Origin of the sequence: Enterobacter quasiroggenkampii (genome assembly GCF_043972695.1) — a bacterium.
Classification (GTDB): Bacteria; Pseudomonadota; Gammaproteobacteria; order Enterobacterales; family Enterobacteriaceae; genus Enterobacter; species Enterobacter quasiroggenkampii.
This window is the reverse complement of the sequence record NZ_CP143745.1, coordinates 3507139-3523871: the sequence shown is the minus strand read 5'-3', so window position 1 is coordinate 3523871 and position 16733 is coordinate 3507139. Positions and strand designations below refer to the sequence as shown.

Here is a 16733-nt window from a genome sequence, read left to right as displayed (position 1 = left end):
ATTCTCTCCCTCACACTTTGGCCACTATTGGGCGCCCGAGCAGTCCCTGGGGACGGAAAATAAGGATCATGACCAGCAGGCCGAACGAGAAGACATCTTTATAGTCCGAGTTCACCATGCCCGAGAACTGCGCTTCCGCCACGCCCAGGATAAGGCCACCGAGCATGGCGCCGGGAAGGGAGCCGATGCCGCCAAGTACCGCCGCCGTGAAGGCTTTAATACCGATCACAAACCCGACGTAGAAATCAAAGGTGCCGTAGTTCATGGTGATCAGCACCCCCGCCAGGCCCGCCATCGCCGCGCCGATGACAAAGACCAGCGAAATAATTCGGTCGGTGTTAATGCCCAGAATGGAGGCCATTTTGCGATCCTGCTGGACCGCGCGGCACATCCGCCCCAGCCGGGTACGGTTGATTATCCAGGTGAGCACCAGCATGCCGGCAAACGAGGCAACCAGGATAAACACTTTGGTGTAGGTTATCTGCACGAACCCTTCGCCCAGATGCAGGCGAATGACGCCGTCCAGCATGGTCGGTACCCCTTGCTGGCGCGGGCCCTGGCTCAGCTGCGCGTAGTTTTGCAGGATAAGCGACATCCCGATGGCGGAGATCAGCGGCGCCAGGCGCGTGGAGTTGCGTAGCGGTTTGTAGGCGATACGCTCGATAGTCCAGCCGTACACCCCGGTAACCACAATGGTGAACACCAGCGTGCCGAGGATCAGCAGCGGGAACGACTGCAGGCCGAAGAACGAGAGCAGCGCCAGGCCAATAGCGCAGAGATAAGCGGAAATCATATACACTTCGCCGTGGGCGAAATTAATCATGCCGATAATGCCGTACACCATGGTGTAGCCGATGGCGATCAGGCCGTAGACAGAACCCAGCGTTAAACCATTGATTAACTGTTGCAGGAAGAATGTATTCATCTTAGCGCGCTCGTTTTATAGGCTGCGCGAGCCGCGCAGCCTGATGTTTATTACGCGCCGACGGGAGAGCCCGTCGGCGTTGAGCGTGACTCCGTCCCGTTACTGCACTTCCTTATACTTTCCTTTGTCGTCCCACTGGTAAACCACGTAGTCAGAGACCTTCAGATCGCCTTTGCTGTCCCAGGCTTTTTTGCCCATCACCGTGTCGACGGAATTGGCCTTCAGCCACTCGCTGGCTTTGGCAGAATCCTTGCCGCCGGTGGCCTTGAAGGCCGCGGCAATCGCCTGTACGGAGGCATAGGAGTAAAGCGTGTAACCTTCCGGCTCGAATTTACCGGCGCGGAATTTCTCGATAACCGCTTTGCCGTCCGGGATCAGGCGCGGGTCTTTACCGAAGGTCATGTAAATGCCATTGGTATATTGCGGGCCACCCGCGGCGGTCACCATCTCCTCGTTGACGATGCAGTCCCCGGAGAAGAATTTTGCCTGTACGCCCTGCTCACGCATCTGGCGAACCAGCGGACCGGCTTCCGGGTGACAGCCACCGAAGAACACGACGTCCGGTTTTTGCGCACCGATCTTGGTGACCAGCGCGTTAAAGTCTTTTTCACCGCGGGATAACCCCTCGTACATCACATCCTGAACCCCGCGTTTCGCCAGCGCCGCTTTGGTGGCGTCAGCCAGACCCTGACCATAGGTGTCTTTGTCGTGAATGATCACCACGCGTTTGGCTTTCAGCTTGTCGATGATGAAGTCGCTGGCAACCTGACCCTGCTGGTCGTCACGGCCGCACATGCGGAACATATCGCTCATGCCGCGTTCGGTAATCAGCGGGTTGGTTGAACCGGGGGTAATGGCGATGATCCCCGCATCGCTATACACCTCGGAGGCGGGCATGGTGGAAGAGGAGCAGAAATGGCCGACCACGGCGTTGACTTTATCCTGGTCAACTAAACGGTTGGCAACGGCGACGGCCTGCTTCGGCTCGCAGGCGTCATCTCCCTGAACCAGTTTGATCTTCTCACCATTAATGCCGCCGGCGGCATTAATGTCTTCAGCAGCCTGCGTTGCGCCGTGCCAGTATTGATCGCCATAGGTCGCATTGGGACCCGTAAACGGCCCGGCCACGCCAATCACAATATCTGCCCGGGCGGAAAACGCCGTCACCAGACAACCGGCCAGCACAAGAGAAAGAGGAGTTCTGATAAATTTCAGCGACATTATTATGTTCCTTAGCAAAGAGGTTTTTGCACCACGGCGTAAACCCGAACGCCCGACGGCGCAGCCAATCCGAAACACGAACAAGAACAAAATGCACTAAACGAACAAGATACAGACGGCATCCTGCATATACGGCGAGGTATCCCTGCGCAGCGTCGCGCGAAGAACATTAAGCAAAAACGTTGCCAGAATGGTTAACCCATTGACGGGCTTGTGACATGTTTGAGTATAGAGCGCCGCGTTATGCCGCCTTGCGGGAGGAGAAGAAATTACAGCGGAGATCACATATCGTTAACAATAAAGCCCATAAGTTGTGCAAAGGTCACGGTTTGCACGTTTTTGCAGCAATAAAGACCTAAACTTCAGCCCGGAGAGGCGTGAGATATGTGTTAGGATCGTTTCCTTTTTGCAGGAGTGTCAGCGATGACTGAAGGCCCATTGAATGAAAGCGAGATGGCGTGGCTTGAAGAGACGTTAATGTCTTACGGTCATGATGACGCGTCCGTGATTGACGTGTCCGAACTGGACGGCATGCTTACCGCAGTGCTTTCCGGCCCTGTTGTCGTTGAGCCAGATGCCTGGCTGGTGGCGGTGTGGGGCGGCGAGAAATATATCCCGCGCTGGAAAAACGATCGTGAGATGAACCGTTTTATCGATCTCTGCTTTAAGCACATGAACGATATTGCCGAGCGCCTGAGCGAATACCCGGATCAGTTCGAACCGATGTTTGGCTATAACGACGTGGACGGTGAGAGTTATACCGTGGTGGAAGAGTGGTGCTACGGCTATATGCGCGGCGTGGCGCTGAAGGACTGGTCAGCCTTGCCGGAAGCCCTGAAGGCCGATCTTGAGGTGATTGCCCTGCACGGGACGGAAGAGAACAGCGAAAAGCTGGATGAACTGTCCGAAGAGGAGTACATCGCCAGCATCGAGAGCATCCAGCCTGCGGCGCTGCGCCTGTATAACTACTGGGCGAACAACCCGCAACAGCCGGAAGCGAAGAAGCCGATTGTGAACGGCACGAAGGTCGGGCGTAACGATCCGTGTCCTTGCGGCAGTGGGAAGAAGTTTAAGAGCTGTTGTTTGCACTGATCAATTTTTTATTAACTTAGGTGGATTTATTTCGTTCACCTCCAGTCAGCAGGTAGGCCGGGTAAGCGCAGCGCCACCCGGCAAGAAAGACGGTATCAATATAAATGATGGGGTTTGTCATCAATCTCAAGGGGCTGATGACAGCCCCTTTTTTATTTAACCCACTTCCGGCAGCATCCCGGCTGCAATCAACACCTGCACCAGAATAATCACTACCCCGCAGCCAAACACAACGCACAGCAGCGGTTTTCCCCCCGCCACGCGGTAACCCTGCTGCGGATGCTGCTGGCGGCTCTTCCAGGCCAGCAGGGAGGGGAGGAGCAGAGCAAGGATCGAGAGCGCCACTCCCGCGTAGCCCAGCGCCATCACAAACCCACGCGGATAAAACAGCGCGAACGCCAGCGGCGGCAGGAAGGTGATCGCCCCCGTCTGTAACCGTCCTGCGGCAGTATTGCGACGCTGGAACAGGTCGGCCAGATAATCAAACAGGCCAAGCGCCACGCCCAGGAACGAGGTTGCCAGCGCCAGGTCGGCAAACAGGTGTACCGCCAGCTCCACGTGCGGCGAGGTCACAACCTCACGCAGTGCCAGAAGAAAACCGTTCAGTCCAGCGTGTTGCGCCATCAGCCCAATAAAGGTTGAAGAGTCGATGCTGCCCAGGGTCACCAGCTGCCAGAAAATATAGGCGATCAGCGGGATCGCGCTGCCAATCACAAAGACACGGCGCAGCTTGCGAATATCGCCGTTCATATAGCTGACGATACTCGGCACGCTGCCGTGGAAGCCAAACGAGGTGAAAATGACCGGGATCGCGGAAAGCGCCAGCCCTTTTTCCAGCGGCAACGTCAGCAGGTTGACCTTATGCACGTGCGGCGCCAGCAGGACCAGCATGACAATCAGGAAAAGAATTTTGGCGCTGAACAGAAAACGGTTAAACAGATCGACCAGCGACGTCCCGACGCAGACCACGCCGCCGCCGATGAGCGCAAAGAAGATGGCACCCGTCGCAGGGGTAATGTCAGAGCCAAACCAGTCGTTGACGCTGGAGGCGATCAATTCCCCGGCGCCGCTGATATAGGCGGCGGTCAGGGCGTACATCAGGAACATCATGCTAAAGCCGGTTATCCATTGGCCATAGCGTCCCAGATAGCGCGCCGCAAGCGAACCCAGACCGGTATCGGCGGGTACGTGCTGGTATACCTCAAGCAGCAGCAGGGCGGTGTAACACATCAGCGCCCAGAGCGTGCCCAGCAGCAGCAGGGTCATGCCAAATCCCACGCCCGCGGCCGCCAGAGGCATTGCCAGCATTCCTGCGCCAATTGTCGTTCCGGCGACGATAAAAATACTTCCCAGAGTTCTGTTTTTCACGCTTTCCTCTACAACGCTTCTTAACCGCGACAAAATCTGCGGCGCAGAGTAAGGGAAAAGCCGTAACTCGTCAAATCACCGTTACAAGTGGTGTAAAAAATGGTTTACGTATTAATGACCCTCCGATCCTTTTAGGCCTGCGCCTACCTCATAAGGGCAATACTGCTGCACGACATTCCGGCGTAACGTAAACAATAAATATAAATTATCAAATAAAGTGAGGGTGTTATGGCGGGGGAGAATCCTTTTACCGCGGCATGGAGCCGGGGAGGCAACCTGTTGTGCCATGGCCACTGGATAATCAGCTGGCAGAACCAGCCCCTGAATCTTCCCGAGTCCCGTCGCGAAAAGGATATGGGCACCTGGGGGATCTATTCGGTTATTGATCCTGAAGATGAGACCTTTGCACAAGGCTTACAGGAAGATGAGTGGATTATCGAGAATGTCGACTGGTTGACGGATTTGTTCTACGAGAGGGGGATTCCGCTGGAGACGTCCAGCTACCGCCATTTTTACCAGGCCGTGAATCCCCACGACTGGCGCTGCACCAGCTGTGCCGGGTGTATGTAAATTAACGCGGTACCGGAAACCGGCACCGCGCTGAAATTAATTCTGCGTATCAAGCGTGGAAAGTTCTTTATCAATAAAGTAAAGACCTTCACCGGATTTACCCACCAGCGATAATTTATCCAGCACGGATTTAAACAGCTTCTCTTCTTCATGCTGTTCGGCTACATACCACTGCAGGAAATTAAAGGTTGGATAATCCTGGCTGGTCATCGCGGCATGAACCAGTTCGTTAATTTTCTGCGTGATCAGCTGCTCGTGCTCGTAGGTGGCGCGGAACAGTTCATCGAGAGATTTATATTCAGCAAAAGGGGAAGCCACGGTTTCAATGCGCGGCAGGCTGCCGGTATCCGTCAGATAATCAAACAGACGCTGCATATGGGTCATCTCTTCCTGAGCGTGACGACGCAGAAACGCGGCCGCGCCTTCGAAACTGTGGTAGCTGCACCAGGCGCTCATCTGCTGGTAGAGCAGGGACGAAAACAGCTCAAGGTTCATTTGTGCGTTGAGCTTGTCGATCATTTCAGTTTTCAGCATGGTGACGCTCCGGGTTATTATTTCTGGTTCACAATGAGCGACACTATAATTTGTTATTTAATTATTTGCAAAACGTAAAATCTTTATTTTATTTATTAAAAATACGAATGGGAATAAAACGCATTGCCGATTTATTATTTATTAATGAGAATTGTTTTTGTTCGTAATGAAATAAACTGCCAGCACAGGCTGGCAGTCTGGATTAATACCAAGGATTATTTGACTTAGGGTTAACGGCGTAACCCAGGCATTTATACTGGATAGTCACGCTCTCGTTCAGACACAACGAACCGCTAATGAGGGTGCAGGTTTTGATGGGCTGACCATAGGCCGAGGCTGTGGCATACCCCATGTTTTGACAGGCTTTTACCGCCGTGCCGTTGTTCACATACTCATCGGAATACGCATTTTGCAGGGCTGCCTGGCCGTAATCGAGGCGGACGATGCCGTTTGGCGCGTCGAGGCTGCTGACTTCAGCCTGGCGGTTAATACTGCACCCCGCGAGCAGCAGGAGTGTGCCGGCTACAATGACTCTTTTCATGGTTCGCTCTGAGTGGATGGAAATACGTTATCGTACCCGCAGATGCCCGCCGCAATGGCTGGAATAGCCGGACAATCTGCCCTCACTCTTCGCAACGGGTCAGAGGTGAACGCCATCAGGCCACTGGCTGATTAAATTGTGATGTTTGTCACAAAAGTATTGATTTTTGTGATGGCGGTCATATTATAAGCAGGTTGACGATAAAGTTGTATAACAAGTTAATGGAGCATCATCGTGAAACTGCGCAAAATCCTGAAAAGTATGTGGGCCAATTACTGCCGCACCTTCAAAGACGTGCCGCCGGGCGCCATGTTCTGATAAAAAAACCTGCTTCGGCGGGTTTTTTTGTACCTGCAGCCGATGAAGGGAAGATGTCAGGGGGCGTGTTTTGGTACTATGGCGGCCTTTAAATAAGGAGAAAGCCCCCATGTCACAAAACCTGAGCGCCGATCAGGAACTGGTCTCTGACGTTGTCGCCTGCCAGCTGGTTATCAAACAAATCCTTGATGTTCTGGACGTGATTGCGCCGGTTGAAGTGCGCGAGAAGATGTCTACGCAGCTGAAAAACATCGATTTCGCCAGCCATCCTGCTGCCGCTGACCCGGTTACACTGCGTGCGATCCAGAAAGCCATCGCGCTGATCGAGCTGCGATTCACGCCGCAGGGTGAGTCTCACTAAAGCAGGGAAATGGGCGACGGCATGTGTCGCCCTTTGATGCTATCAGAAGAACGTCTGAACCAGCAGGTAGCTCGCCGCACAGGCGCAGCTCACCCCAATCAGCCCCGGCAAAATGAAGCTGTGGTTGATGATAAATTTCCCGATGCGGGTCGTGCCTGACCGGTCAAAGCCGATGCAGGCCAAATCGCTGGGATAGGTCGGCAGGACAAAATAACCGTATGACGCCGGGAAAAAGGCGATCAGCATTTTCGGATCGATGCCCAGCATCAGCCCCATCGGCGCAACCGCCGTCAGCGCCGCCGCCTGGCTGTTGACCAGTTTTGACACCAGAAACAGCACAATCGCATATGTCCACGGGTGGCTTTTCACCACGCCCTCCAGGGCCAGCTTTAACTCGTCGAGATGCGCCTGGAAAAAAGTATCGCTCATCCACGCCACGCCAAAGACCGAGAAGATCGCGACCATACCGGCCTTGAAGACCGCGCCGTTGGAAATCGCGGAGGCATTGACCTTACAGGCCATCAGCATCACGGCACCCGCAATTAACATCATCATCTGAATGACAAGGTTCATCGACAGGGCCGTCATTTTGCCTTTCAGTTCAAAGGCCGGGCGCAGCTCAGGGAAGGCCCCCAGCAGAACGACCACGGCAATACCGGCAAAGAAAATCCACGTGGACCAGTAGGCCTGTTTTGGGAAACGCTGATTCATTAACGTCTCCGTTCCGCCATAGATAAATTCACGTTGTTTAGGATCGTTCAGCTTTTCCTGGAACTCTATGTCGTCCGCCAAATCTTTCCCGCGGCGTAAACTCCACAGCGCAGCAATGGCCACCCCGAAAAGTGACGCGGGAACCGACACGGCGAGAATTTCCAGAATTCCCCACGCGTGGCCGATCCCATGCTGGGCCGCCAGGATGGAGACCAGCGACACGACGGCAACCGAAACGGGGGAGGCCGTAATCGCCATCTGCGATGCCACCGATGCCACGGCCATGGGGCGCTCCGGGCGGATCCCTTTTTTCAACGCAATATCCGCAATGATGGGGAACATGGTGTAGACCACATGGCCGGTGCCGCACAGAAAGGTCAGCATCCAGGTGGTAAACGGAGCGAGCAGGGTGATGTGCTGCGGGTGTTTGCGCAGCAGGCGTTCCGCAAACTGCATCATGACGTTGAGGCCCCCCGCCGTTTGCAGGGTAGCGGCACAACCAATCACCGCGAGAATGGTCAGCATGACGTCAACCGGGGGTTTACCCGGCTGCAGACCAAAGACGAAACATAAAATAAAAAGACCAATACCGCTGATTAACCCAAGCCCCATCCCGCCGAAACGCGTACCCGTCAGCAGGCAGAGGAGAATGACAACAAACTCAATGGTGATCATGATGCTCCCTCGTCAATGATTATGTAATTAAATAAATCATCACACGTTGTGTGGTTAATCATTGGGAGCCAGATCTGATTTGTTAAATTTCAGCAAAAGCAGAAGGTTGGAGAGGGGAAGGGGACCTGCTCCCCGGGACGGAAGCAGGCCAAAAACTCAGTGATGCTGCACCGCTACAATGTCGAGCAGGTGACGGTCGGTTTGCTCAGGACATAAACCTGCCTGCTGCGCATTATGGATCTCATCCGCCAGCGTCTTCAGCAGCAGGCCATCCTGCTGCTGCTCTTTGTCCATATCGCGTAAGAATCTGAGCGTCGTAATATCCTGCTGCGCTTTGGCTTCATCAGCCAGTTTGTTGAGGGTGCTGCAGCGTTGTTCATACTCTTCAAGCGTCTTCTGAAACAGTTCTTCCAGGCAAGAATAGCTCTCGTTGATCCCATCAAGGGCTTTAACGACAGGATTCGCCCCTGAGGCCTTCAGGAAGTTAAAGACCCGCATCATATGGGTGACGTTACTTTGCGCCTGAGAGCGAAAGAAGGTGGCAGACCCCGTGAGACTGTTCTCAGCGCACCACGCACTTAAGTGCAGGTGCAGATTGGAGGCATAGAACTCAAGGTTCATCTGCGCGTTAAGTTTTTGCATCATCGTTTGGGTAGCCATACTCATATCCTTATTGACGGTGGGACGTGATGTCCGTTGCTTAACCTGAGCGTCAGGCAAATACGAAGAAAAAGAGCAGAAATACGTTTTCTGCAGTAAACGAAGTCGACCGAAATTCACTTCCTGTGTTCGATATAAATAAGCATACCCTTGTCTGTGGTCTAAGAAAACTCTTAAATAGGCTGTGTTTACCATACATTACAAACTTTAATATAGTACAGAAATACAATTAGCTCGCCATCAATTTCTATCTCATTAATCCATTGATAATTAATGGCTTTTACCGAAGAGATATACTGTTACTCTTTTGGGGATATTAAGCCGGAATAATGCTCCGTAAAAGAATGAATTACGGATTAATTATTTCGAATATATGATGCATTAATAAAATTGCGCTAAATCAAATTCTACGAAATAAATAACGCTCCGGACGTGCTGCGTTTTTGATGAAAAACATGCTGCAGCGTTCTGACGTCTTGGGTCCTCACGCCTGTTAAAAGGCATCAGGGATATCTTAGCTAATCTTATGGATAATCCTGCTCACCCTCGTTTCATTTGTCTGATAAATCCTGCCTTTTTTATGTCATTTTTCGCTGAATTTATGTACGCAATTACTGTAATTCTGCGGTGTGATGGGGCTCTCTTATGGAGGATTAATTTCCCGCTAAAACTATCACCAGCAATAACGCTTATGACGAGGTAAGCGCTAATGCCTTGTTTTAAGTCCGATTAAATAAGAAGCACGCAAATATTCCCTACAGAAAAGAAAGCTAAAGCTGGAGTTTACCATGCACAAATTTACTAAAGCGCTGGCGGCCATCGGTCTGGCTGCCGTTATGTCACAATCCGCTATTGCTGAGAATTTAAAACTCGGTTTTTTGGTAAAACAGCCTGAAGAGCCCTGGTTCCAGACGGAGTGGAAATTCGCCGATAAGGCCGGGAAAGACTTAGGTTTTGAAGTGATTAAAATCGCCGTGCCTGACGGTGAGAAAACCCTGAACGCCATCGACAGCCTGGCGGCCAGCGGCGCGAAAGGTTTTGTGATCTGCACGCCGGATCCCAAGCTGGGCTCGGCCATCGCGGCCAAGGCCCGGGGCTATGACATGAAGGTTATCGCCGTTGACGATCAGTTCGTTAACGCCAAAGGCAAACCGATGGACAGCGTCCCGCTGGTGATGATGGCGGCGACCAAAATCGGTGAGCGTCAGGGCCAGGAACTTTATAAAGAGATGCAAAAACGCGGCTGGGATGTCAAAGAGACCGCGGTGATGGCCATTACTGCGGATGAGCTGGACACGGCACGTCGTCGTACGACCGGGTCAATGGACGCGCTGAAAGCAGCCGGCTTCCCGGAAAAACAGATCTATAAAGTCCCAACCAAATCCAACGATATCCCGGGCGCATTCGACGCCGCGAACTCCATGCTGGTGCAGCATCCAGAAGTCAAACACTGGCTGGTGGTCGGCATGAACGACAACACCGTGCTGGGCGGGGTGCGCGCGACGGAAGGTCAGGGCTTCAAAGCGCCTGACGTGATCGGGATTGGCATCAACGGCGTTGACGCCGTCAGCGAGCTGTCCAAAGCGCAGGCAACCGGCTTCTACGGTTCACTGCTGCCAAGCCCGGACGTTCACGGCTACAAATCCAGCGAGATGCTCTACAACTGGGTCACCAAAGGGGCTGAACCGCCGAAATTTACCGAAGTGACCGACGTGGTGCTGATCACCCGCGACAACTTCAAAGAGGAGCTGGCGAAAAAAGGACTGGGCGGGAAGTAATACGCGGTGATTGTGCCCCTCATCCTTCGTGAGGGGCCTGACGTACACACTACAGGAATCACGGAGACGTTATGCGACAGTCTGATCCGTATCTCTCTTTTCGCGGCATCGGGAAAACCTTCCCCGGTGTTAACGCGCTGACCGATATCAGCTTCGACTGCTATGCCGGCCAGGTTCACGCCCTGATGGGGGAAAACGGTGCGGGAAAATCGACGCTGTTGAAAATCCTCAGCGGCAACTACTCGCCCACGACCGGCACGCTGGCGATCCGCGGCGAAGAGGTCGCTTTTGCCGATACCACGGCGGCGCTCAATGCCGGGGTAGCCATTATCTATCAGGAGCTGCACCTCATCCCTGAGATGACCGTGGCGGAAAATATCTATTTAGGACAGCTCCCGCACAAAGGCGGCGTGGTGAATCGTTCGCTACTTAATTATGAAGCGGGGCTGCAGCTTAAACACCTGGGTCTGGACGTCGATCCCCAGACGCCGCTGAAATATCTCTCCATCGGCCAGTGGCAGATGGTTGAAATTGCCAAGGCGCTGGCGCGTAACGCCAGAATTATTGCCTTCGATGAACCCACCAGTTCGCTCTCAAAGCGGGAAATCGAAAATCTGTTCCGCGTGATCCGCGAATTGCGTCAGGAAGGCCGGACGATTCTGTACGTTTCGCACCGCATGGAAGAAATATTTGCCCTGAGCGATGCCATCACCGTGTTTAAAGATGGACGCTATGTGCGCACTTTTACCGACATGGCGCAGGTGAACCATGACCAACTGGTCCAGGCGATGGTCGGACGCGATCTGGGTGATATCTATCACTGGCAGCCGCGCCAGTACGGCCCGGAACGCCTGCGCCTGGATAGCGTAAAAGCGCCGGGCGTCAGAACGCCGATTTCGTTATCCGTACGCAGCGGTGAAATCGTCGGCCTGTTTGGTCTGGTGGGCGCGGGGCGTAGCGAGTTGATGAAAGGTCTGTTCGGCGGTACCCGTATTACCGATGGGCAGGTCTCCATTGACGGCGAGCGGATAGATATTCAGAAACCGGCCCACGCGATCAGGGCGGGGATGATGCTCTGTCCGGAAGACCGGAAAGCGGAGGGCATTATTCCGGTGCACTCGGTGCGCGACAACATCAATATTTCCGCCCGGCGTAAGTTTATTCGCGCCGGTTGCCTGATAAACGATAGCTGGGAGTCGAGTAACGCCGACCACCATATTCGTTCACTGAATATCAAAACGCCGGGTCCGGAGCAGCTGATCATGAATCTGTCAGGCGGAAACCAGCAGAAGGCTATTCTGGGCCGCTGGCTGTCAGAGGATATGAAGGTCATCTTACTGGATGAGCCGACGCGCGGTATCGACGTGGGGGCAAAACACGAGATTTATAACGTGATTTATGAGCTGGCAAAACGCGGCGTGGCGGTGCTTTTCGCCTCCAGCGATCTGCCTGAGGTGCTTGGCGTGGCCGACCGCATTGTGGTGATGCGTGAAGGCGAAATTGCCGGCGAATTACTTCATGAACAGGCGAATGAACAACAGGCGTTGAACCTCGCCATGCCTAAAGTTAGCCAGGCCGTCGCCTGAGTAAGGAGTTAATGATGTCCTCTGTTACTACATCCGGAGTGCCGAAGTCGAAGTCGGCGTTGAGCGTTGGGCGTATCTGGGATCAGTACGGCATGCTGGTGGTCTTTGCCGCACTGTTCGTCGCCTGCGCGATCTTTGTTCCCAATTTTGCCACCTTCATTAATATGAAGGGGCTGGGTCTCGCCATCTCCATGTCCGGGATGGTGGCCTGCGGGATGCTGTTCTGCCTGGCCTCCGGCGATTTTGACCTGTCGGTGGCGTCGGTGATTGCCTGCGCAGGCGTCACGACGGCCGTGGTGATCAACATGACGGAGAGCCTGTGGATTGGCGTCCTTGCCGGTCTGTTACTCGGCGTCATCAGCGGTCTGGTGAACGGTTTTGTCATCGCGCGCCTGAAGATTAACGCCCTGATCACGACGCTTGCGACAATGCAAATTGTCCGCGGGCTGGCCTATATCATCTCTGACGGTAAAGCGGTGGGGATTGAAGACGAACGTTTCTTCACGCTGGGGTACGCTAACTGGCTGGGTCTGCCTGCGCCTATCTGGCTGACGGTGGCCTGCCTGATCCTGTTCGGCTTCCTGCTTAACCGGACCACCTTTGGTCGTAATACGCTGGCGATTGGCGGTAATGAAGAGGCCGCCCGTCTGGCCGGGGTGCCGGTGGTGCGCACCAAGATTATTATCTTTGTGCTTTCAGGACTGGTTTCTGCCGCGGCGGGGATTATTCTGGCGTCGCGTATGACCAGCGGCCAGCCAATGACCTCTATCGGTTATGAGCTGATCGTTATTTCAGCCTGCGTGTTAGGGGGCGTTTCCCTCAAGGGCGGCATCGGAAAAATCTCATATGTGGTGGCCGGTATCCTGATTTTAGGGACGGTAGAGAACGCCATGAACCTGCTGAATATTTCGCCGTTCTCGCAGTACGTGGTGCGTGGTCTGATCCTGCTGGCAGCGGTGATTTTCGACCGTTACAAGCAAAAAGCGAAGCGTACCGTGTAACCGTTTTGCACCTCTTTTATTGCTCAACTTATAACCATAGTTGACCCCTTAACCGCCCCGCCAGTTTTACTGGCGGGGCGGTTGTCAAATGGCGAGCGACGTCACACTGTCTATACTTACATGGCTATGAAAGAGGTAAAGGCGTTTGCCTCTGGTCAACCGTAAGGAGGAAAAGGGTGGCTGACTTGTTAACCGCACCGCCTGTACTGCCCGGACACTATGCTTTCTTTTTTGATCTCGACGGCACGCTCGCCGGGATAAAACCGCACCCCGATCAGGTGTCTATTCCGGAGGCGGTGTTACAGGATTTGCATCAGCTCTCGCTCATGAATGAGGGAGCACTGGCATTGATATCAGGGCGCTCAATGGCCGAGCTGGATCTGCTCGCCAGTCCATACCACTTTCCGCTGGCCGGTGTACACGGAGCGGAGCGCCGCGACATCCATGATCAAACGCATATCGTTTCACTCCCCGACGCACTCACGCAAACGCTCCAGAAGCAGCTCTCTGCTGCGCTGGCAGACCTGCCTGGCACCGAGCTGGAAGCCAAAGGCATGGCCTTTGCCCTGCATTATCGCCAGGCGCCGCAGCATGAAGCTGCCGTGCTTGCGCTTGCTCAGACGGTTGCGGATGAACATCCACAGCTGGCGCTGCAGCCGGGCAAATGCGTGGTGGAGGTAAAGCCTAAGGGGATTAATAAAGGCGCAGCCATCGCCGCATTTATGGCGGAGGCACCTTTTAAGGGCCGGACGCCTGTTTTCTTTGGGGATGACCTGACCGACGAGGCCGGGTTCCGTGTGGTTAATCAGGCCGGAGGGATCGCCGTTAAGGTAGGGCCTGGTGACACTGTCGCCGAATGGCGGCTGGCGGATGTCGCCAGCGTCTGGCAGTGGGTATCTGATATCGCTAACCAGCAACAACAACAAATAGCGCAAAACAAAGGGGGAAACCATTATGGGTCGCTTAGTCGTCGTCTCTAACCGAATCGCACCGCCTGATGATAAAAAAGCCAGTGCGGGTGGCCTGGCGGTAGGGGTGTTAGGTGCCTTGAAAGCCGCTGGCGGGCTGTGGTTTGGCTGGAGCGGAGAAATCAGTGAAGAAGAGAAACCGCTCAAAAAAGTGACGCGTGGGAACATCACGTGGGCGTCGTTTGCACTGAAAGAGAAAGACTACGACGAGTATTACTCGCAGTTCTCGAATGCCGTCCTGTGGCCGGCGTTTCACTATCGTCTTGACCTGGTCAAATTCCAGCGTGAATCCTTCGAAGGCTACGCGCGCGTGAATGCGCTGCTGGCGGATAAACTGCTGCCTTTAATAGAAGAAGACGATATTTTATGGATCCACGATTATCACCTGCTGCCGTTCGCCAGAGAGCTGCGAAAGAGGGGAGTGAATAACCGGATTGGCTTCTTCCTGCACATCCCGTTCCCGACGCCGGAAATTTTTACCGCGCTGCCGCCGCATGAAGAGCTGCTGGAGGCGCTGTGTGACTACGATTTGCTGGGCTTCCAGACGGAAAATGACCGACTGGCATTCCTTGACTCCGTGTCAGGGAAAGCGCGTCTGGTGACCAAAGGCGGGAAAACCCATACGGCGTGGGGAAAAACGTTCCACACCGAAGTGTATCCAATAGGGATTGAACCTGACGAAATCGCGGAGCAGGCCGCTGGCCCGCTGCCGCCAAAGCTGGCGCAGCTTAAGAATGAACTCAAGCACGTGAAAAATATCTTCTCAGTCGAGCGTCTTGATTATTCCAAAGGGCTGCCGGAGCGCTTCCTGGCATATGAAACGCTGCTGGATAAATATCCGGAGCATCATGGTAAAATCCGTTATACCCAGATTGCGCCGACGTCGCGCGGTGAGGTTCAGGCCTATCAGGACATTCGCCATCAGCTGGAGACAGAAGCAGGGCGGATTAATGGCCGCTACGGGCAGCTGGGCTGGACGCCGCTGTTTTATCTGAACCAGCACTTTGACCGTAAGATCCTGATGAAGGTCTTCCGCTACGCGGACGTCGGCCTGGTGACGCCGCTGCGCGATGGGATGAACCTGGTTGCGAAAGAATACGTGGCGGCGCAGGACCCCGCCGATCCGGGTGTGCTGGTGCTCTCCCAGTTTGCCGGGGCCGCAAATGAGCTCACGTCGGCGCTGATCGTGAACCCTTACGATCGCGATGACGTGGCTAACGCCCTGAACCGCGCGCTGACCATGCCGCTCACGGAGCGTATTTCCCGCCATGCTGAAATGATGGAGACGATCCGGAAAAACGATATTAACCACTGGCAGGCGCGTTTTATTCAGGATCTCCGCGATATCGCCCCACAAAGCCATGAAGGCGATTTACAAAAAAAGATCGCAACCTTCCCTAAACTTGCCTGATATTTCCCTGGGGGGTTAACGCCCCCCAAGCGGTACTAACAGCACATCAACCTGGCTTGACGCGACAATAGATTTCGCCGCGCAGGCTGCGCGCGATAAAAAGCTGTGGTTATGATTCCCGCATATCACTAAATCAATATTCTGTTTACGACACATATCGAGAATATGGGCATTAAGTTCTCCTGTCGCAATAACGGTCTCAAAGACGGGATAATCTGCCTTTTCTACCAGCTCGCGCAGGAATTGCTGCGTTTCCTCCTGAAGTACCTCACGAATATCCTCCAGCATAGGGGCAGCCAGCTGGTTATACATCTCCGGTTCGGCCGCAAGCGTGATGAGGCTGATGCGGGCATTGTGGGGTCTGGCAATGGACACCGCCCGGGCGACGAGTTGATGGCTTTCTGGGGAAACAGCAACAGAAACAAGTAGATGGGAGTAACTCATGGCGCACTCCTTGGGTGTCTGACTGACAGCGTTTGATCACCTTTACCGCGAATTTCCGGGTTCTGCAAGGGCTGATTACGACATTAGTGTGAAGCTTATCATAATTATTCATTAATTATTCTTATAAGAAGAATAACTGAAAAATGGGCCTAAATGAAAAAAATTAACAACTTAACGTAAATCACACAAATTTATGCCTTGACTGTTGAATCGTTCTTACGCGTTACAAAATCATTTCGAATGATCACGGACTGAAACATCTTTTTTAGGCTCCCTGCATAACTCTATGTTTTTTCACGGTAAGAAAAATGTTTCCCGAAGGGGTGTTTGATGTAAATGTTTCCGCGCCACGCTCCCCGATGGAAAAGCACATTGCATGCCAGTTCTGATCCCCCTTCTGCATGAGTATTCGTCAATTAAGAATACAAAACAGTGCTGATTGGTCAATAAGTGAACAAATTACAAGTCATACTGATGGATTTATGGGTCATATTCACTTAAATTGTGTGACGTGGATCACATTTTTTTTAAATTTGAGGATGGCTGGATTGTATGTGTCAAAACTGACG

At 53.6% G+C, this 16733-nt stretch carries 17 protein-coding genes; 9 read left to right on the top strand and 8 right to left on the bottom strand.

The genetic code is table 11. The features are described 5' to 3' along the window. Window positions 1-10: 10 nt before the first annotated feature. On the bottom strand, window positions 11-925 hold the full coding sequence (locus V1572_RS16890; protein ID WP_395299399.1) for an ABC transporter permease subunit: 915 nt from the start codon (window positions 923-925) through the stop codon (window positions 11-13). A gap of 99 nt (window positions 926-1024) precedes the next feature. Then, window positions 1025-2146, bottom strand: a complete 1122-nt coding sequence (locus V1572_RS16885; RefSeq protein ID WP_023312277.1) for a branched-chain amino acid ABC transporter substrate-binding protein — start codon at window positions 2144-2146, stop codon at window positions 1025-1027. Window positions 2147-2569: 423 nt separating this feature from the next. On the opposite strand from V1572_RS16885, the gene V1572_RS16880 reads away from it, so the two are divergent. Further along, window positions 2570-3238, top strand: a complete 669-nt coding sequence (locus V1572_RS16880; RefSeq protein ID WP_395299398.1) for a YecA family protein — start codon at window positions 2570-2572, stop codon at window positions 3236-3238. Window positions 3239-3394: 156 nt separating this feature from the next. Here the strand turns inward: V1572_RS16880 and tyrP are convergent, their stop codons facing one another. After that, window positions 3395-4606 (bottom strand): tyrosine transporter TyrP, encoded by a 1212-nt coding sequence (tyrP, locus tag V1572_RS16875; RefSeq protein WP_024909783.1) that lies wholly within the window; start codon window positions 4604-4606, stop codon window positions 3395-3397. Window positions 4607-4834: 228 nt separating this feature from the next. On the opposite strand from tyrP, the gene V1572_RS16870 reads away from it, so the two are divergent. Further along, window positions 4835-5176, top strand: a complete 342-nt coding sequence (locus V1572_RS16870) for a hypothetical protein (RefSeq protein ID WP_395299397.1) — start codon at window positions 4835-4837, stop codon at window positions 5174-5176. 36 nt (window positions 5177-5212) lie between these two features. On the opposite strand, the gene ftnA is transcribed toward V1572_RS16870, so the two are convergent. Further along, on the bottom strand, window positions 5213-5710 hold the full coding sequence (gene ftnA / locus V1572_RS16865) for a non-heme ferritin (protein ID WP_395299396.1): 498 nt from the start codon (window positions 5708-5710) through the stop codon (window positions 5213-5215). Window positions 5711-5912: 202 nt separating this feature from the next. Continuing rightward, window positions 5913-6251, bottom strand: coding sequence for a YecR family lipoprotein (gene yecR, locus V1572_RS16860; protein ID WP_045908178.1), 339 nt, complete (start codon window positions 6249-6251; stop codon window positions 5913-5915). A gap of 234 nt (window positions 6252-6485) precedes the next feature. Here yecR and azuC point away from each other — a divergent pair, with 234 nt between their 5' ends. After that, the gene (gene azuC, locus V1572_RS16855) at window positions 6486-6569 is read left to right on the top strand and encodes a stress response protein AzuC (RefSeq protein WP_014884364.1); all 84 of its coding nucleotides are present in this window, start codon (window positions 6486-6488) and stop codon (window positions 6567-6569) included. Window positions 6570-6678: 109 nt separating this feature from the next. Next, window positions 6679-6930 (top strand): DUF2766 family protein, encoded by a 252-nt coding sequence (locus V1572_RS16850; protein WP_008500405.1) that lies wholly within the window; start codon window positions 6679-6681, stop codon window positions 6928-6930. Between the two features lie 42 nt (window positions 6931-6972). Here the strand turns inward: V1572_RS16850 and V1572_RS16845 are convergent, their stop codons facing one another. Both V1572_RS16845 and V1572_RS16840 read right to left on the bottom strand, forming a co-directional pair. Beyond that, window positions 6973-8316, bottom strand: a complete 1344-nt coding sequence (locus V1572_RS16845) for an anaerobic C4-dicarboxylate transporter (RefSeq protein ID WP_262805081.1) — start codon at window positions 8314-8316, stop codon at window positions 6973-6975. A gap of 156 nt (window positions 8317-8472) precedes the next feature. Beyond that, entirely contained in the window at window positions 8473-8976 is a 504-nt protein-coding gene (locus V1572_RS16840; protein WP_045908180.1) for a non-heme ferritin-like protein, read from the bottom strand. Window positions 8977-9764: 788 nt separating this feature from the next. Here V1572_RS16840 and araF point away from each other — a divergent pair. The 5 genes from araF (at window position 9765) to otsA (ending at window position 15720) form a co-directional block, all read left to right on the top strand. After that, window positions 9765-10754 carry an arabinose ABC transporter substrate-binding protein AraF gene (gene araF / locus V1572_RS16835; protein ID WP_008500409.1) on the top strand — a complete coding sequence of 330 codons (990 nt, stop codon included), beginning with the start codon at window positions 9765-9767 and terminating at the stop codon, window positions 10752-10754. 71 nt (window positions 10755-10825) lie between these two features. After that, complete coding sequence (gene araG, locus V1572_RS16830; protein ID WP_045908182.1) at window positions 10826-12340, top strand: L-arabinose ABC transporter ATP-binding protein AraG; 1515 nt, start codon at window positions 10826-10828, stop codon at window positions 12338-12340. Between the two features lie 11 nt (window positions 12341-12351). Then, window positions 12352-13341 carry an L-arabinose ABC transporter permease AraH gene (araH, locus tag V1572_RS16825; protein ID WP_175430159.1) on the top strand — a complete coding sequence of 330 codons (990 nt, stop codon included), beginning with the start codon at window positions 12352-12354 and terminating at the stop codon, window positions 13339-13341. 176 nt (window positions 13342-13517) lie between these two features. Continuing rightward, window positions 13518-14321: a trehalose-phosphatase gene (gene otsB, locus V1572_RS16820; RefSeq protein ID WP_126533662.1), complete on the top strand. Its 804-nt coding sequence runs from the start codon at window positions 13518-13520 to the stop codon at window positions 14319-14321. Then, window positions 14296-15720, top strand: coding sequence for an alpha,alpha-trehalose-phosphate synthase (gene otsA / locus V1572_RS16815; protein ID WP_045908185.1), 1425 nt, complete (start codon window positions 14296-14298; stop codon window positions 15718-15720). Before otsB ends, otsA begins: the two co-directional genes overlap by 26 nt. A gap of 15 nt (window positions 15721-15735) precedes the next feature. Here the strand turns inward: otsA and uspC are convergent, their stop codons facing one another. Next, the gene (gene uspC / locus V1572_RS16810) at window positions 15736-16164 is read right to left on the bottom strand and encodes a universal stress protein UspC (protein WP_045908186.1); all 429 of its coding nucleotides are present in this window, start codon (window positions 16162-16164) and stop codon (window positions 15736-15738) included. Between the last annotated feature and the right edge of the window lie 569 nt (window positions 16165-16733).